The 15,221-nt window shown below is 71.7% G+C and carries 14 protein-coding genes; 6 read left to right on the forward strand and 8 right to left on the reverse strand.

Annotated elements, in window-relative coordinates; genetic code table 11:
* Positions 1-56: 56 nt before the first annotated feature.
* Complete coding sequence (locus tag JKV81_RS27565) at positions 57-1,103, reverse strand: zinc-dependent alcohol dehydrogenase (protein WP_129260884.1); 1,047 nt, start codon at positions 1,101-1,103, stop codon at positions 57-59.
* 137 nt (positions 1,104-1,240) lie between these two features.
* On the opposite strand from JKV81_RS27565, the gene JKV81_RS27570 reads away from it, so the two are divergent.
* The 5 genes from JKV81_RS27570 (at position 1,241) to JKV81_RS27590 (ending at position 6,855) form a co-directional block, all read left to right on the forward strand.
* Positions 1,241-2,644, forward strand: coding sequence for an ABC transporter substrate-binding protein (locus JKV81_RS27570; RefSeq protein WP_129260883.1), 1,404 nt, complete (start codon positions 1,241-1,243; stop codon positions 2,642-2,644).
* A gap of 33 nt (positions 2,645-2,677) precedes the next feature.
* The gene (locus tag JKV81_RS27575; RefSeq protein WP_202078289.1) at positions 2,678-3,679 is read left to right on the forward strand and encodes a carbohydrate ABC transporter permease; all 1,002 of its coding nucleotides are present in this window, start codon (positions 2,678-2,680) and stop codon (positions 3,677-3,679) included.
* The gene (locus JKV81_RS27580; RefSeq protein ID WP_236057904.1) at positions 3,676-4,620 is read left to right on the forward strand and encodes a carbohydrate ABC transporter permease; all 945 of its coding nucleotides are present in this window, start codon (positions 3,676-3,678) and stop codon (positions 4,618-4,620) included. The genes JKV81_RS27575 and JKV81_RS27580 overlap by 4 nt, the downstream gene beginning before the upstream one ends.
* An 88-nt stretch (positions 4,621-4,708) precedes the next feature.
* Positions 4,709-5,917 (forward strand): ROK family transcriptional regulator, encoded by a 1,209-nt coding sequence (locus JKV81_RS27585; RefSeq protein ID WP_202078291.1) that lies wholly within the window; start codon positions 4,709-4,711, stop codon positions 5,915-5,917.
* A gap of 32 nt (positions 5,918-5,949) precedes the next feature.
* Positions 5,950-6,855, forward strand: coding sequence for a Gfo/Idh/MocA family protein (locus JKV81_RS27590; protein ID WP_202078293.1), 906 nt, complete (start codon positions 5,950-5,952; stop codon positions 6,853-6,855).
* A gap of 18 nt (positions 6,856-6,873) precedes the next feature.
* Here JKV81_RS27590 and JKV81_RS27595 read toward each other — a convergent pair whose 3' ends face one another.
* Both JKV81_RS27595 and JKV81_RS27600 read right to left on the reverse strand, forming a co-directional pair.
* Complete coding sequence (locus tag JKV81_RS27595) at positions 6,874-7,329, reverse strand: VOC family protein (protein WP_202078295.1); 456 nt, start codon at positions 7,327-7,329, stop codon at positions 6,874-6,876.
* Positions 7,330-7,375: 46 nt separating this feature from the next.
* Positions 7,376-8,548 carry an epoxide hydrolase family protein gene (locus tag JKV81_RS27600; RefSeq protein WP_202078297.1) on the reverse strand — a complete coding sequence of 391 codons (1,173 nt, stop codon included), beginning with the start codon at positions 8,546-8,548 and terminating at the stop codon, positions 7,376-7,378.
* Positions 8,549-8,651: 103 nt separating this feature from the next.
* Here JKV81_RS27600 and JKV81_RS27605 point away from each other — a divergent pair, with 103 nt between their 5' ends.
* Positions 8,652-9,227 (forward strand): CGNR zinc finger domain-containing protein, encoded by a 576-nt coding sequence (locus JKV81_RS27605; RefSeq protein WP_202078299.1) that lies wholly within the window; start codon positions 8,652-8,654, stop codon positions 9,225-9,227.
* Positions 9,228-9,258: 31 nt separating this feature from the next.
* On the opposite strand, the gene JKV81_RS27610 is transcribed toward JKV81_RS27605, so the two are convergent.
* The 5 genes from JKV81_RS27610 to JKV81_RS27630 form a co-directional block, all read right to left on the reverse strand.
* Positions 9,259-10,332 carry a serine hydrolase domain-containing protein gene (locus tag JKV81_RS27610; RefSeq protein WP_202078309.1) on the reverse strand — a complete coding sequence of 358 codons (1,074 nt, stop codon included), beginning with the start codon at positions 10,330-10,332 and terminating at the stop codon, positions 9,259-9,261.
* A 179-nt stretch (positions 10,333-10,511) separates the two neighbouring features.
* Positions 10,512-12,335, reverse strand: coding sequence for a SpoIIE family protein phosphatase (locus JKV81_RS27615; protein WP_202078311.1), 1,824 nt, complete (start codon positions 12,333-12,335; stop codon positions 10,512-10,514).
* A 198-nt stretch (positions 12,336-12,533) separates the two neighbouring features.
* Positions 12,534-13,748 carry a thiolase family protein gene (locus JKV81_RS27620; RefSeq protein WP_202078301.1) on the reverse strand — a complete coding sequence of 405 codons (1,215 nt, stop codon included), beginning with the start codon at positions 13,746-13,748 and terminating at the stop codon, positions 12,534-12,536.
* Positions 13,745-14,392 (reverse strand): CoA transferase subunit B, encoded by a 648-nt coding sequence (locus JKV81_RS27625; RefSeq protein ID WP_129260874.1) that lies wholly within the window; start codon positions 14,390-14,392, stop codon positions 13,745-13,747. The genes JKV81_RS27620 and JKV81_RS27625 overlap by 4 nt, the downstream gene beginning before the upstream one ends.
* Positions 14,392-15,162 carry a CoA transferase subunit A gene (locus tag JKV81_RS27630; RefSeq protein WP_124278428.1) on the reverse strand — a complete coding sequence of 257 codons (771 nt, stop codon included), beginning with the start codon at positions 15,160-15,162 and terminating at the stop codon, positions 14,392-14,394. Before JKV81_RS27630 ends, JKV81_RS27625 begins: the two co-directional genes overlap by 1 nt.
* Between the last annotated feature and the right edge of the window lie 59 nt (positions 15,163-15,221).

Here is a 15,221-nt window from a genome sequence, read left to right on the forward strand (position 1 = left end):
CGGCGCCGGCGTACGGCGCTCGGGAGTTCCGGGGTGATCGGGGCGGGGCGCGGAGGTCAGAACTCCAGGACGACCTGGAGGGCGTCGGCGGGCGTCTCGTCGAGCAGCACATACGCGTCGGCGGCCTCCGCCACCGGGACGACATGGCTGACCAGCGACTTCACATCGACCTGGCCCTCGGCGACCAGCGAGAGGAAGGTCTGCTGGAGGCGTTCGACGGTCCAGCGTCCCGCCAGCTGCGGGGGCACCCCGCCGATCTGGGAGCAGATCAGCTGCACCCGGTTGTGGTGGAACTCGTCGCCCAGGCGCAGACCCGCGCCGTCACCCTGGTAGAAGCCGGAGGCCACGACACGGCCGCCCACGGTGACCGAGCGCACGGCCTCGTGCAGGGCCGGGTAGACACCGCTGATCTCGATCGCGACATCGGCACCCGCTCCGCCGGTGGCGGCCCGGATGCTCTCGGCGACGGTGTCGGTACGGGCGTTGAGGGTGTGGCGCGCACCGTACTCACGGGCCGTCGCGAGCCGGCCGTCGAGCGCGTCGACCGCGGTGACGCGCGCGCCGTTGAGCTGGGCGAGGCGGGTGGTCAGCAGACCGATGACGCCCTGGCCGAAGACGGCCACGTCCTCGCCCAGGTGGATGTCGGCGGCCAGGATCGCGTTGTACGCGATGGCGCCGACCCGGGCGAAGGCCCCGGCGAGCGGTTCGAGACCGGCGGGCAGGGTGTGGCCGACCATGCGCTCGGCGGGGACGATGCCCTCGCTGCGGTGGCCCCAGATGCCCCAGACCAGATCGCCCGTGACCGGCATGCCGGGCGTGCCGACGAGCTCGGGGGAGACCTCGGTGACCTCGCCGACCTCGGAGTAGCCCCAGCCGGCCACCGGGTACTCGATCCCGGCCGCCCCGTCGCGGAAGATCCGGGCCTCGGCGTCCCAGGTGCGCGTGAGGTACGGGTTCGTGCCCCGGTAGGCAGTGAGTTCCGTTCCTGCCGAAATGCCCGAGTAGCGGGTCCGTACCCGCAGGTGCCCGGCGGGCAGCGGGGCGCTCCCGTGCTCGGCGACTTCGACCTGACGGGGGCCGGTGAACTGGACGACGCGTTCCACGGGGGGGCTCCGGTAGCGCTTGAAGGGGTGGTGCTCGCTGACTTCAGTCGAAGATATCTCAGAGTTATGTCTTGTCAACAAGCAAAAGTGATGCTGAGATGCATCAGGAAAGTGCGTAAGTGGCGTGAGGACAGAGCATGGTGATGAAGACCCGACGGTCGAGGGTGACCCTGTTCGGGCTCGCCGCGACCCTGGCCGGGGGCCTGCTGGCCGGCTGCTCCGGCAGCTCGGCGGCGGAGCAGTCCGACAACAGGATCACGGTGTGGTCGCAGGAGAACCTGCCGCCGCGGATGGCGGCGACCGAAAAGGTCGTCAGCCGCTTCGAGAAGGAGAGCGGTGTCAAGGTCGACCTCGTCGGCGTGGACGAGGCCCAGCTGCCGCAGCTGATCATGTCCGCGGCGGCGGCCGGCAAGCTCCCGGACGTGATCGGGGCGGTCCCGATGGGCCAGGTCTGGCAGATGTACGGCAACGGCCTGCTCGACACCGAGGTCGCCGACCGCATCGTCGAGGACCTGGAGCCGGACACGTTCAACAGCAACGCGCTGGCGCTCACCTCCGACGGCGGCACCAGGCTCGGCGTGCCCTCCGACGCCTGGCTCCAGATCCTCGTCTACCGCAAGGACCTGTTCGAGAAGGCCGGACTCGACGCACCCGACGACTACGCGAGCGCGCTCAAGGCCGCCGCGGCCCTCGACAAGGGCGGCCGGGACGGCATCTCGCTGGCCACCGACCCCTCGGACGTCTTCACCCAGCAGAGCTTCGAGGACCTCGCCCTGGCCAACGGCTGCGAGCTGGTCGACGAGGCGGGTGAGCCCGCCCTCGACTCCCCGGCCTGCCGTGCCGCCTTCAAGGCGTACGACACCCTCGCCCGCGAACACGGGGCGCCCGGCACCCAGAGCGTCGACACCACCCGCGCCACCTACTTCGCGGGGAAGTCGTCGATGATGGTCTGGTCGTCCTTCCTCCTGGACGAGCTCGCGGGCCTGCGGTCCGACGCGCTGCCCAGCTGCCCCGAGTGCAAGAAGGACCCCAAGTTCCTCGCCCGCAACACCGGCGTCGTCACCTCCCTGAAGGGCCCCGACGGCAAGGAGCCCGCCCAGTTCGGCGAGATCACGTCCTGGGCCGTCACCAGGACCGCGGAGAAGGGCGCCTCCCAGAAGTTCATCGAGTACATGATGGGCAAGGGGTACGCCGACTGGTTCGGCATGGCGCCCGAGGGCAAGATCCCCGTCCGCACCGGCACGGCGCAGAAGCCCGGCTCCTTCGAGCAGGAGTGGCGCGCCAGCGTCATGGGCGTCGACCACCGGGAGTCCATGCAGAAGGCCTACCCCTCCGCCCTGCTGGACCAGCTCGTCACCGGGGTCGGCGGCATGAAGCGATGGGGCCTCACCCAGGGCCAGGGCGCCCTCGTCGGCGCCACCAACGGCGAACTCCCCGTCGCCAAGGCCATCGGTGCGATGACCAGCGGCCAGCTCTCGCCCGACGAGGCCGCGAAGGAGGCCGACGACGAAGTGACCGCCCTCCAGAAGTCCCTCCAGTAGCCGCCCGCCGCTCCCTCACGAGGTAACCGACCCATGAGCACCATCCAGAGCGGCGCGAAGAAGCGCCGCGACCCGTCGCAGAGTACGAGCAGGCGGTCGAAGAGTACGAGCACGCGGGAGAACCGCGCGGGCCTCGCCTTCGTGACCCCCACCTTCCTCGTGGTCCTGGTCGTGGTGATCCTGCCGATCCTGTGGACCGTCCTGCTCGCCTTCCAGAACGCCAAGCTGGTCGACATCCAGGAGAACGGCCTCCTCGGCCGCTGGACCCTGGACAACTTCTCCCAGGTCTTCGGCTCACCCGGCTTCTGGAGCAGCCTCGGCACCACGCTCCTCTACACCGTCGGCGCCACCGCCGGATCCGTCGTCCTCGGCCTGATCGCCGCCCTCGCCCTGCGCAGGCCCTTCCGCGGCCGCGGCGTCCTGCGGGCCGCCATGCTCCTGCCGTACGTCGCCCCCGTCGTCGCGGTCTCCTTCGTCTGGGAGGTCGCGCTCAGCCCGCAGTACGGCATCGTGAACGAATGGGGCCAAAAGCTCTTCGGGTGGGACGACCCCATCGCCTTCCTGTCCACCCGGTCCTACGAAGTCGGCGTACTCGGTGTCCACTTCGACATCCCGCTGGCGCTGCTCACCGTCATCGCCTTCGAGACCTGGCGCTACTTCCCGTTCGCCTTCCTCTTCATGCTCGCCCGCCTCCAGGCGGTACCGGCCGGCCTGGAGGAGGCCGCCGAGGTCGACGGAGCCACGCTGTCCCAGCGCTTCCGGCACATCCTGCTTCCGCAGCTGATGCCCGTCATCGCCCTGCTGTCCGTCCTGCGCTTCATCATGACGTTCAACAAGTTCGACGACATCTACCTGCTCACCGGCGGCGGCTCCGGCACCGACGTCGTGGCCGTACGCGTCTACGACTTCCTCACCTCGCGCTTCGACGTCGGGGCGGCCTCCGCGCAGGCCCTCGTCCTCGCCGTCGTCCTCATGGCCCTCCTGGGCGTCTACTTCAAGTTCTTCGGCAAGAAGATGCAGGAGGAGTCGGCATGACCGCCACCCCGACCCTGACCCACGAGCCGGCGGAGCGCACCGCCCGCCCGCAGCCCACGCCCCGGCGGCCCCGGCTCACCCGCGCCCAGTTCGAGGAACGGTTCTTCGGAGTCCTGCGCCGGGTGGTGATCGTCTTCCTCGCCGCGATCACGATCGTGCCCTTCTACTACATGCTGATGCTGTCGGTGAAGCCCATCGACGCCCTGCTCCTCGACCCGGGCAACCTCTGGGTGTCGGCGAAGGAATTCACGCTCGGCACGTACGAGAGCGTCCTCAAGTCCTCCGAGGACGGCGGCCAGGGCTTCCTCGGCATGCTGCTCAACTCGGCGCTCGTCGCCGTCGCCACGGTCCTGCTCACACTGGCCGCCGCGGTCCCCGGCGCGTACGCCGTCAGCCGGCTGAAGTTCTTCGGCAACCGCCAGGTCAGCGCCCTGTTCCTGGCCGTCTACCTGTTCCCGGCCACCCTGCTGGCCGTGCCGCTCTTCGTCATGTTCGCGAAGATGGGCCTCTCGGGGAGCCTCATCGGACTCGCCATCGTCTACATCGCGCAGACCGTCCCCGTCTCGATCTACATGCTGAAGAACTACTTCGTCACCATCCCGTTCAGCATCGAGGAAGCGGCGGCGATCGACGGCGCGTCACGGCTGCAGACCGTACGCAAGATCATCCTGCCGCTCGCCCTGCCGACCCTGATGGCCACCGGTCTGTACGTCTTCATGATCGCCTGGAACGAGTTCCTGTTCGCGCTCCTCTTCCTGGCGGCCGACCCCGAACGGTGGACGGTCTCCCTGGGACTCCAGCAACTGGCCAACGGCATCGAGGTGTCCAAGACGGTGCTGATGGCCGGTTCGGTCGTCCTCACCATCCCTGTGGTACTCCTGTTCTTCTCCGCCGAAAGGCTCCTCACCGAGGGCCTGACCAGCGGTGCGGACAAGAGCTGACGCCGGGAGCCGGGAGAGCCGGCGAGGAGAGACCCGGCAGCCCCTCGGGGCGGGCAGTGACGCGACGGACAGGGCGAGGACGGCGGGGATGGCAGGAAACCAGGCCAGCGCGGGGCATCTGCTGCAGCTCATTCGCAGCGGCGAGGCCACCACGCGCGGCGAGCTCCAGCAGGCGACGGGGCTCTCCCGCTCCACGGTGGGACACCGGCTCGACCAGCTCTTCGGAGCGGGCTGGCTGCGCGACGTCAGCGGCACCTCCACCGGCGGACGCCCGTCCGCCCGGCTGGAGTTCGACCCCACGCACGCCGTGGTGCTCGTCGCCGACCTGGAGACCCGGCACGCCCGCGTCGCCGCGCTCGACCTCTCCGGCACCGTCCTCGCCGAACACACCGGCACCCTCGTCATCGCCGACGGCCCCGACCGCGCCCTGGACCAACTGGCCCGCTGGTTCGGCCCGCTGCTCACCGAGGCCGGGGCGGGGCCCGAGCGGGTCTGCGGCATCGGTCTCTCGGTGCCGGGCCCGGTGGACTGGGAGTCGGCCCGGATCGTGCAGCCGCCGATCATGCCCGGCTGGGACCGCTTCCCCGTACGGGAACGACTTCGCGAGGCCTGGACCGAGCACGTCGGCCCGATGCCGGCCGCCGGACCCCTGCCCGTGTTCGTCGACAACGACGCCAACCTGATGGCCCTGGCGGAGCAGCGGGCCGGTCACCCGGACTGCAGCGCCTTCGTCCTGGTCAAGGCGTCCACGGGGATCGGCGCCGGTGTCGTCGTCGGGGGCGAGGTCTACCGGGGCATCGACGGCGGGGCGGGCGACATCGGCCACATCCGTCTGCACGACCGCCCCGACGCCCTGTGCATGTGCGGGTCCTACGGATGCCTCGCCGCCGTCGCCAGTGGCCGGTCCATCGCGGGCCAGCTCACCGCGGCCGGTGTCCCCACCGCGTCGGGATCCGACGTACGCGAACACCTCGCCGCCGGCCAGCCGGACGCCGTACGTCTCGCCCGCGAGGCGGGGCAGCGCGTCGGCGAGGTCCTGGTCACGGTCGTCACCCTGCTCAACCCCGGTGTCCTGATGCTGAGCGGCGACCTCGCGGGCACCCCCTTCCTCACCGGGGTCCGCGAGCTCATCTACCAGCGCGCCATGCCCCGCACCACCGCCCACCTCCAGGTCGTCACCTCCGCCCTGGGCGACCGCGCGGCCCTGGTCGGCGCCGCCCGCATGGTCATCGACCACCTGTACGCACCCGAACGCGCCGACGCCCGCCTCGCGGCGCTGGCCCGTACCGGCACCTGAGCACACCACCCAGCAGAACGACGGAGAGCACCATGTCCACCGCCCCCCTCCCGGACAGCCGGCCCCACGAGCCGGTCCGTGTCGGCCTCGTGGGCGCCGGCCCGTGGGCCCGCGCCATGCACGCCCGCATGCTCGCGGCCGGGCCCGAGACCTCACTGACCGCGGTCTGGGCGCGTCGCCCGGAGGCGGCGGCCGAGGTCGCCGACGCCTACGGGGCCCCGGTCGCCGCCTCCTTCGAGGAGCTCCTCGACCGGTGCGAGGCGGTCGCCTTCGCCGTGCCGCCCGCCGTGCAGGCCGCCCTGGCACCACGGGCCGCGGCCGCCGGGCGCGCCCTCCTGCTGGAGAAGCCGCTCGGCGCAGGACTCGACGAGGCGCGCGCCGTCGCGGACGCCGTCGCCGAGCACGGGGTGGTCTCCCAGCTCGTCCTGACGAAGCGCTACCACCCCGCCACCCGCGCCTTCCTCGCCGAGGCAGCCGGCCGCGAGGTCACCGGAGCCCGCTCCTGCTATCTGCACGGGGCCTTCCTCGACGGGGAGTTCGCCACGTCGTGGCGACTGGAACACGGCGCGCTGCTCGACCTCGGCCCCCACCTCCTCGACCTCCTCGACACCGCGGTCGCGCCCATCGTCTCCGTACGGGCGACCGGGGACCCGCGCCGCTGGACCGAGCTGACCTGCGAGCACGAGAACGGCGCGGTCAGCCAGGCGTCCCTCTCCGGCTGCGTGCGGCTCCCGCAGGCCAGGACCAGGATCGAACTGTTCGGTCCCGGCGAGGAGTTGGTGTACGACACGGCCGGCATCGACCACGAGGAGTGCTGGCCGGTCCTCCGCCGCGAGTTCGCCCACGCGGTCCGTACGGGCAGGGGCACCGGCATCGACGCCGCCCACGGCCTGCACATACAGACGCTGCTGGACATGGCCGCACGCACGGCCGGCTGAGCCCGGCCGCAACGGCCGTCAGACGACGTCGAATTCGTTGCCCTCGGGGTCCTGAAGGGCGGCGGCGTAGAACCCCGTGTCCGGATCGTCCTTGATCCGCACGACGGTGGCGCCGGCCTCGACCAGCCGTTCCACCGTGGCATCGACCCTCCGCACGCGGAGGGCCGGCGGGACGTCCCGGCCCCCACCCACCTTCAGGTCGAAGTGCCACCGGTTCTTCGCGGCCTTCGGCTCCGGAACCTGCTGGAACCACACCCTCGGTCCTCGCCCCGCGGGGTCGATGATCGACTCCGGTATGTCCCCGGCGCCGGCCGGCAACTCCGCCTCGGGGACCCCTGCCGACACCCAGTAGGCACGCCACGTGGCGTGACCGTCCGGCGGAGGCTCGGGCGCGTACCCCAGGGCCTCGGCCCAGAAGGCCACCATCCTCTGCGGATCGGAGCAGTCGATCGTCAGCTGCAGCGTCATCTCCATGCCGCGAGCGTCTCAGAGGGGTCTGACAGCCGGTGCTCCGTGACGGTCACCGACGAGCGGCCAGCACTGCCGTGAGGCCCTCCCGCAGGTCCTTCACGAAGTACTCGGGCACCTCCAGCGACGGGAAGTGCCCCCCGGCTGCAGGCGCGTTCCACCGGACGATCCGCCGGTACCGCTCCTGCGCCCAGGGGCGCGGACACTTCTCGACGTCGCGGGGATACATGGTGAGCGCCGCCGGCACGTCGACCCGGAGCCGGGGATCCAGCGCGTTGTGGCTCTCGTAATAGATGCGGGCCGCCGATGCTCCGGTCCGTGTCAGCCAGTAGAGGGTGACGTCGTCGAGGACGCGGTCCCGGGACATCGTCTCGAACGGGCTGTTCTCGGTGTCCGACCACTCGGCGAACTTGTCGAGGATCCAGGCGAGCAGCCCGACCGGTGAGTCGACCAGCGAGTAGCCGATGGTCTGGGGACGGGTCGCCTGCTGCTTCGCGTACGCCGCACGGTGGCGCCAGAAGTCACCGGTCTCCTCCGTCCACCTGCGCTCGACCGCGGTCAGCCCGTCCGTCGTCAGCCCGGGCGGTCCCTCGGCGAATGTGGTGTGGATGCCGAGCACGTGTGCCGGGAACCTGCCGCCGAGAACCGTGGTGATGTTGCCGCCCCAGTCGCCGCCGTGAGCCAGGAACTCGTCGTAGCCGAGCCTTCCCATCAGCTCCACCCAGGCGGCCGCGATCCTCTCGGTTCCCCACCCGGTGGTGGCCGGCTTGTCGCTGTAGCCGAAGCCAGGCAGCGAGGGGACCACGACGTGGAACGCCGGTGCGTCCGCGTCCTTCGGATCCGCCAGCTCGTCCACGACGTCGATGAACCGGACGACGCTGTCCGGCCAGCCGTGCGTCAGGACCAGAGGAGTGGCATCCGCGCGCGGGGACCGCCGGTGCAGGAAGTGGATTCCCAGATCATCGATGGTCGTGCGGAACTGGCCGATCTCGTCGAGGCGTTCCTCGAACGACCGCCAGTCGTACCCGGTGCGCCAGTAGTCCACGAGGTCGACGAGGTCGGTGAGCGGGACGCCCTGCGCCCATCGGCGAGGGCCGGGCGCGGCGGGATGGACCGTCTCGGCCTCCGGGAGCCGCGCCGCGGCCAGTCTCGCGCGCAGATCGTCGAGGTCGGCGTCACCGGCACGGTCTTCGAATGCTTGCACGTCGCTGGTCGGACGGGGCATGGGACCTCCTGGCCGTCGTGGAGCCGGCCGCGCCCTGCCGCGAACCGGCTATGACGGTTCTAGCAGCCCTCCGGCCCCTGCTGCAACCAGCTATGGTGGTTCCATGTGTGCCGCGTTCCCTGACTTCCGCCTCGGCAGTGTGCTGGCGACCAGCTTCACGGGGACTCTGTCGGAGCGTCATGGGAGCGCCGTGGAGCGCATTCCGGTGCCGGGCCGGCTCGTCGACTGGCTGGCGGTGTACGGCCTCGCCGTGGACTCCTGCACCACGGCCCAGCTCGGCCTCGCCCGGGATCTGAGGGAGTCGATCCACGCCGCCGCGACAGCGGCCGCGATCCAGGACGCCCTCCCCGCAGCCGCTGTCCGAACCATCAACGACCGCAGCGCCCAGGGGCGGGCGGCGGCGATCCTGACGCCCGAGGGTGAACGGCGATGGCGGCTCGGCCCGGATTCCCGCGTGGAGGACGCCCTCGGTGTGATCGCCGCCGACGCGATCAGCGTCATCTCGGGCGAACGGGACGGACGGTTGGCCCTGTGCGCGTCACCGACCTGCCGCGCCGCCTTCTTCGACACCAGCCGGAGCCGCACCCGCAAATGGTGCGACATGAACACATGCGGGAATCGTCAGAAGAAGGCGCGCTTCCATGCCGGCCGGCGCGGGAGCACCGCATCGGCGGACTGATCGGCACCCGCTACACACCCGGGCGGAGGGCTCACCCCCGGCCCTTGGCGCACAGTGCGGCGTCCACCGCGCCCTGGAGGTGGGCCAGGGATTCGCCCTCGCCCGCCCAGGTCGTGGTGTAGACGGTCACGGTGCCCCGTCCGCCCGTGGCGCGCCCGCCGCCCACCGAGCCGCCGGGCAGGTCGCCGCCGTGACCCCAGTAGACCCCGCCGCAGCTGAGCGGCACCGAGGCGACGCCGTAGCCGTAGCGGCTGCCCGCGGGGTAGACGTCCCTGCCGCCGATGTCGGTGGTGTCCTGGGTCATCAGGCGCAGCGCCCGGGACGGCAGCAGCCGGCCGCCGAACAGGCCGTCCCAGAAGGCGTTGAGGTCCTCGGGCGTGGAGACGAGCCCGCCGGACGCGCCGAACTCGTACCCGGGAAGCTCCGTCACGTCCACGACGCCCGCCTCCGGGAACGCCGGGTTCACCCCGTAGTTACGGGCGTGCGGCCCCCGCAGGGTCAGCTCGCCGGGTGCCGGCCAGTAGGTGTCGTCCAGGTGCAGCGGACGCAGGATCGTACGCTCGACATACGTGCGGAAGCCGACGCCCGAGGCCTTGTCGATCACCATGCCGAGCACCAGGTAGTTGGTGTTGGAGTAGCCCCAGTCCTCCCCGGGCTCGAACACGGGATCCGCGCCGAGCGCGAGAGCCAGATACTCCTGCGGCGTACCCGCCTCCGACCAGTCGACCAGTGCCGTGTACTCCGGAAGACCGCTGGTCTGCTTCAGCAACTGCCGTACGGTGATGGCGCTTCCGGCCAGCTGGGGCACATAGGTCCCGGCGCGGTCGTCGAGACCTACCCGTCCGTCCGCCACCAGGCGCATGACGGCGGTCGCGGTGAACGCCTTGGTGTCGCTGGCCAGCCGGAACCGCCCCTGGGCGCCGGGCATCCGACGGCCCGACACCAGATCGGCGACGCCCGCCGTCCTCGTCACCTTCCCGTCGTACGCGAGGGCGCCGGGGACACCGTCCCGGTCCACCAGCAGATCCAGCTGCCGCCGCACGGGGTCCGAAGGACGGGCCGCCGCGACGGGAGCGAGTGCTCCGGTCAGGGTGGCGGCGAGCAGGACTGCTGCGGCGAGGCGCTTGCGTGCATGGTTCTTCCCCCTGGGTCATGGCCCGGATCCCGCGGGCCCGTCGGTCGCTCACCGACGACCCTGCCAGGCTCCCGGCGGAAGATCAGTACGCCCCGGACCCCGATCGGAGGTGTCGCCAACCCCCCTTGTGCGAAGGCTCGTCGTATGCCTCAGCCCGGTTCGGAGGTGTCCCTGACGGGGGTGTCCTCGATGCGGGAGCCGGGCGCCCCGCGGTTGGCGGCGGCCGGGCTGTGCGCCTGCTGCGCCGGTGCCTCGTCCGGACCGGCGCCGACACCGGCCGCCGGGGTGCGCAGGACCAGCAGGGCGACGTCGTCGCCGCTGGGGTCGATACGCCGCAGGAGCTCGTCGAGGAAGTCCTCGATGTCACGGCGGGCCAGGGCCGCGGCATGCCGGCGCAGTGTGTCGAGACCGGCTTCGATGTCACGGGTCCGGCTCTCCACGAGCCCGTCCGTGTACAGCAGGAGCGTCGACCGGGGCGGGAGGTCCGCCTCGGCGTCGGGCCACCCGAGACCCATGTGCAGCGCCGAACTGAGGCCGAGCAGAGGGCCGTGGCCGGCTTCCAGGAAGCGGGTGTGCCCGTCGGCGGTGATGAGGAGGGGCGGCGGGTGCCCGGCGTTGACCCAGCGGAGCTGCCAGGGCCCGCCCTCCGGGCCTTCGATACGGGCGAAGACGCAGGTGGCCATGGGGGCGTCGCTCGTGTGGGTCATGGCCTCGTCCAGCCGGCGCATGATCAGGCTGGGGGGCTCCGTCCGGTCCCAGGCCAGGGCGCGCAGCATGTTGCGGACCTCCGCCATGTGGGCGGCGGCCTTGAGGTCGTGGCCGACGACGTCCCCGATGACCATCGTCAGGACACCGTCGCTGAGCAGGAACGAGTCGTACCAGTCCCCGCCGATCTCCGCGGCGCTCTCGGCGGGCAGATAGCGCGCCGCCAGCTCCAGGTGGTCGACCTGCGGCAGAGGGGTGAGGAGCTGACGCTGCATGGTCTCCGCGACATGGCGCTGCTGCTCGAACAGCTCGCCCGCCTCCATGACCAGGCCGGCCCGGCGCGCGATGTCGGCGAGCACGAAGAGCTCGGCCTCGGTGTACGAGGAGCCGGGCTCGACCCGCGCCACGGTCAGCGCGCCGAAGACCTGCCGCCGGGTGTACAGGGGCACCACGACGGCGCAGCTGCCGCCCAGCCGGTCGAAGAGCTCCCGGTGGGCGGAGGCGAGCGGACTGTCCGGCGCCTCCGCGAGGTCGTCGGCGTCCAGGGAGACGGGCTCGGCGCTGCGCAACGCCTGGACCACGGCCGAACGGGTGGACTCGGGCACGGGCGGCAGGGGACCCCGGAGAGCTTCCGCCGTACGCGGGTCGTGCGGCGCCCGTACGGCGACGCGCCGCATCTCGCCCGTCTGTCCCGCCGTCCTTACGTCGATCGCGGCCCAGTCACCCATGTCCGGCACCAGCAGCCCCGCCAGCCTGTCCAGCATCTCCGGCGTCTCCAGGGCGGAGATGAGGACCGTGGACACCTCCGCCACCATCGTGAGCCGCGCGGTGAGCCCCTCCAGGGCGGCGAGGTGGGCCGCGGTCTGCTCGGCGGCGTCACGGTGCAGGCTGAAATCGTGGAAGACGACCACCGAGCCTTCCATCCGCCCCTCGTGCCGCAACGGGGTGGCCGCCCAGATGATCGGCACCAGACTGCCGTCCCCGCGCAGGAACAGCTCCTCGCTGCCCTCGGCGGGCCGCCCGCTGTCGAGGACGGCCAGCATGCCGCACTCGCTCCGCGGGAGCGTGTCGCCGTCCGGCCCGCGGTGCAGCAGATCGTGCAGGTCATGGCCGAGCATCGCCTTCTGCGGACGCCCCAGGAGCTGCTGCGCGCGTGGATTGCACGCGGTGAGCCGGCCGGTGAGGTCGGTGACGAACACCCCCGCGCCCAGGCTGTCGAAGACCGTGCGCATGAAGCCGATCTCCAGCAGCCCCTCGGCGGACCTCATCGAGCGGCCCCCGCCGTCCTCGGGCGGACCGCTCCGCCCCCGCTCCCCGTCGTCACGCACCACGGACCGTCCGACGGCAGCCGCACGGGCGGCATCGCGTCCGCCGCCGGAAACACGGTCTGGGAGGTCATGCCGTCCATCATTCATCCGGCGGGCCCGTTCCGCCGCTCGGGAGGGGCCCGCCTCAGCCGCCCGGGACTACCTCTCCAGGACGAGCGCGGAGCCCTGGCCCACGCCGATGCACAGCGTCGCCACGCCGACGCCCGACCCCGCCGCCCTGAGCTGGTGGGCGATCGACCCGGCGAGGCGCGCCCCCGAGGCACCGAGCGGGTGGCCGATCGCGATCGCCCCGCCCCTCGGGTTGAGGACGGACGGGTCGAGGTCGGGCCACTCGGCGAGACAGCCCAGCACCTGGGCGGCGAAGGCCTCGTTGAGTTCGAGGGCGGTGAGGTCGGCGAAGCTCCTGCCCGCGCGGTCCAGAGCCCTGTTCACCGCCTCGACGGGGGCGAGCCCGAAGTGGTGCGGCTCGTTGGCGGACACGGCGGAGGCCGTGATCCGGGCCAGCGGCTCGCGGCCGGTGGCCCGCAGACCGTCCTCGTCGGCCAGCAGCAGGGCCGACGCGCCGTCGTTCAGCGGGGAGGAGTTGCCCGCGGTGACGGTGCCGCCGTCCGTACGGAAGGAGGGAGGGAGCTTCGCCATCGCCTCCAGCGACGCGTCGTCCCTGATGCACTCGTCCCGGTCGACGACGACCGGATCACCCTTGCGGCGCGGGATCGTCAGGGGAGCGATCTCCCCGTCGAACAGCCCCGCCGCCCGGGCCGCCGACGCCTTGCGGTGGGAGGCGAGCGCGAACTCGTCCTGCTGCTCACGGCTGATGGAGTGCTTCTCGGCGATCAGCTCGGCGCTCTCGCCGAGCGGCACCGTCCACTGCGGATCCATCCGGGGGTTGACCATGCGCCAGCCCAGGGTGGTCGAGTACATCTCGGGGTGCCCGGCCGGGAAGGCGCGGTCGCTCTTGGGCAGCACGTACGGGGCGCGGGTCATCGACTCGACGCCGCCGGCGATGACGAGGGAGTGGTCGCCGAGCGCCACGGCCCGGGCCGCCTGCACGACGGCCTCGAGACCGGAGGCGCAGAGCCGGTTGACGGTCACCCCGGGGACGGAGACCGGCAGACCCGCGAGGAGCGCGGCCATCCTGCCGACGTTGCGGTTCTCCTCGCCCGCGCCGTTGGCGTTGCCGAGCACCACATCACCGATGCGCGACGGGTCCAGCTCCGGGGTGCGTTCGAGCAGCGCGCGGAGGGTGTGGGCGGCGAGGTCGTCGGGCCGCACCTGCGCCAGCGCCCCGTTGTACCTGCCGATCGGGGTGCGGACGGCGTCGACGATGTACACGTCGCGGGGGCGGAAGCTCATGATGCGGTCCTCTCGGCTGTACGGACCGGAGCGGCCGTCCGCTCCAGGACCTCGGCGGCGGTCACCCCGGGGGCGGTCTCCACCAGGACCAAGCCGTCCTCGGTCACGTCGAGCACGGCGAGATCCGTGATGACGCGGTCGACGCACGCCTTGCCGGTCAGCGGCAGGGTGCACTCCTCGACGATCTTGGGGCTGCCGTCCTTGGCGGTGTGCGTCATGGTCACGATCACGCGGCGGGCCCCGTGCACGAGGTCCATCGCCCCGCCGATCCCGGTCACCATCTTCCCGGGCACCGCCCAGTTGGCGAGATCGCCCCGGGCCGAGACCTCCATGGCCCCGAGGACGGCGGAGTCGATGTGGCCGCCGCGGATCATGCCGAAGGAGAGCGCCGAGTCGAAGAACGAGGCGCCCGGCCGGACGGTCACCGTCTCCTTGCCCGCGTTGATCAGATCCGGGTCGACGTCCTCCTCGTACGGGAAGGCGCCGGTGCCCAGGATGCCGTTCTCGGACTCCAGGACGACGTGCACGCCCTCGGGCAGATGGTTGGGGATCAGCGTCGGCAGTCCGATGCCGAGGTTGACGTACTCGCCGTCGCGCAGCTCCGCGGCCGCCCTGGCGGCCATCTCGTTCCTCGTCCAGGCCATCAGTGCCGCGCCTCCCGCTCGGTGATCGTCCGCTTCTCGACCTTCTTGTCCACGGCCTGCCCGGGGGTCAGCGCGACCACCCGCTGCACGAAGATGCCGGGCAGGTGGACGTGGTCCGGGTCGATCTCGCCCGGCTCGACCAGCTCCTCGACCTCCGCGACGGTGATCCGGCCGGCCATCGCGGCGAGCGGGTTGAAGTTGCGCGCGGACCTGTTGAAGACGAGGTTGCCGTGCCGGTCGCCCTTCGCCGCCCTGACGAGGGCGAAGTCGGTGCGGATGCCGTGCTCCAGGACGTACTCGGTGCCGTCGAAGTCGCGTACCTCCTTGGCGGGGGAGGCCAGGGACACCCCGCCCTCGCCGTCGTAACGCCAGGGGAGTCCGCCGTCGGCGACCTGTGTGCCCACGCCGGCGGGGGTGTAGAACGCGGGTATCCCCGACCCGCCGGCCCGGAGGCGCTCGGCCAGGGTGCCCTGGGGGATCAGCTCGAGCTCCAGCTCACCGCCGAGGTACTGCCGGGCGAACTCCTTGTTCGCGCCGATGTACGAGCCGGTCACCCGGCTGATGCGGCCCGCGGAGAGCAGCACCGCCAGACCGGTATCCATCGCTCCGCAGTTGTTGGACACGACACCGAGCCCGCTGACGCCGCTCGCGTACAGCGCGTCGATCAACACGTTCGGCACACCGCTGAGGCCGAAGCCCCCCACTGCCACCGACGCGCCGTCCGGCACGTCGGCGACGGCCAGCGCCGCCGACGCGACCACCTTGTCCATGGGACCGTCCATCCATTAGTGTTCGCATAGTGAAGTTTCCTTCACTATGATGCGATGAG

Origin of the sequence: Streptomyces silvae, from assembly GCF_016745505.1 — a bacterium.
In the GTDB taxonomy this organism is placed as follows: domain Bacteria; phylum Actinomycetota; class Actinomycetes; order Streptomycetales; family Streptomycetaceae; genus Streptomyces; species Streptomyces silvae.

Bases quoted from the DNA above. Each gene is read 5' to 3' on its own strand.
- JKV81_RS27580 (WP_236057904.1), top strand. From the start codon at position 3,676: ATGACCGCCACCCCGACCCTGACCCACGAGCCGGCGGAGCGCACCGCC.
- JKV81_RS27605 (WP_202078299.1), top strand. From the start codon at position 8,652: ATGTGTGCCGCGTTCCCTGACTTCCGCCTCGGCAGTGTGCTGGCGACC.
- JKV81_RS27620 (WP_202078301.1), bottom strand. From the start codon at position 13,748: ATGAGCTTCCGCCCCCGCGACGTGTACATCGTCGACGCCGTCCGCACC.
- JKV81_RS27615 (WP_202078311.1), bottom strand. From the start codon at position 12,335: ATGAGGTCCGCCGAGGGGCTGCTGGAGATCGGCTTCATGCGCACGGTC.
- JKV81_RS27590 (WP_202078293.1), top strand. From the start codon at position 5,950: ATGTCCACCGCCCCCCTCCCGGACAGCCGGCCCCACGAGCCGGTCCGT.
- JKV81_RS27625 (WP_129260874.1), bottom strand. From the start codon at position 14,392: ATGGCCTGGACGAGGAACGAGATGGCCGCCAGGGCGGCCGCGGAGCTG.
- JKV81_RS27600 (WP_202078297.1), bottom strand. From the start codon at position 8,548: ATGCCCCGTCCGACCAGCGACGTGCAAGCATTCGAAGACCGTGCCGGT.
- JKV81_RS27585 (WP_202078291.1), top strand. From the start codon at position 4,709: ATGGCAGGAAACCAGGCCAGCGCGGGGCATCTGCTGCAGCTCATTCGC.
- JKV81_RS27570 (WP_129260883.1), top strand. From the start codon at position 1,241: ATGGTGATGAAGACCCGACGGTCGAGGGTGACCCTGTTCGGGCTCGCC.
- JKV81_RS27575 (WP_202078289.1), top strand. From the start codon at position 2,678: ATGAGCACCATCCAGAGCGGCGCGAAGAAGCGCCGCGACCCGTCGCAG.
- JKV81_RS27595 (WP_202078295.1), bottom strand. From the start codon at position 7,329: ATGGAGATGACGCTGCAGCTGACGATCGACTGCTCCGATCCGCAGAGG.
- JKV81_RS27630 (WP_124278428.1), bottom strand. From the start codon at position 15,162: ATGGACAAGGTGGTCGCGTCGGCGGCGCTGGCCGTCGCCGACGTGCCG.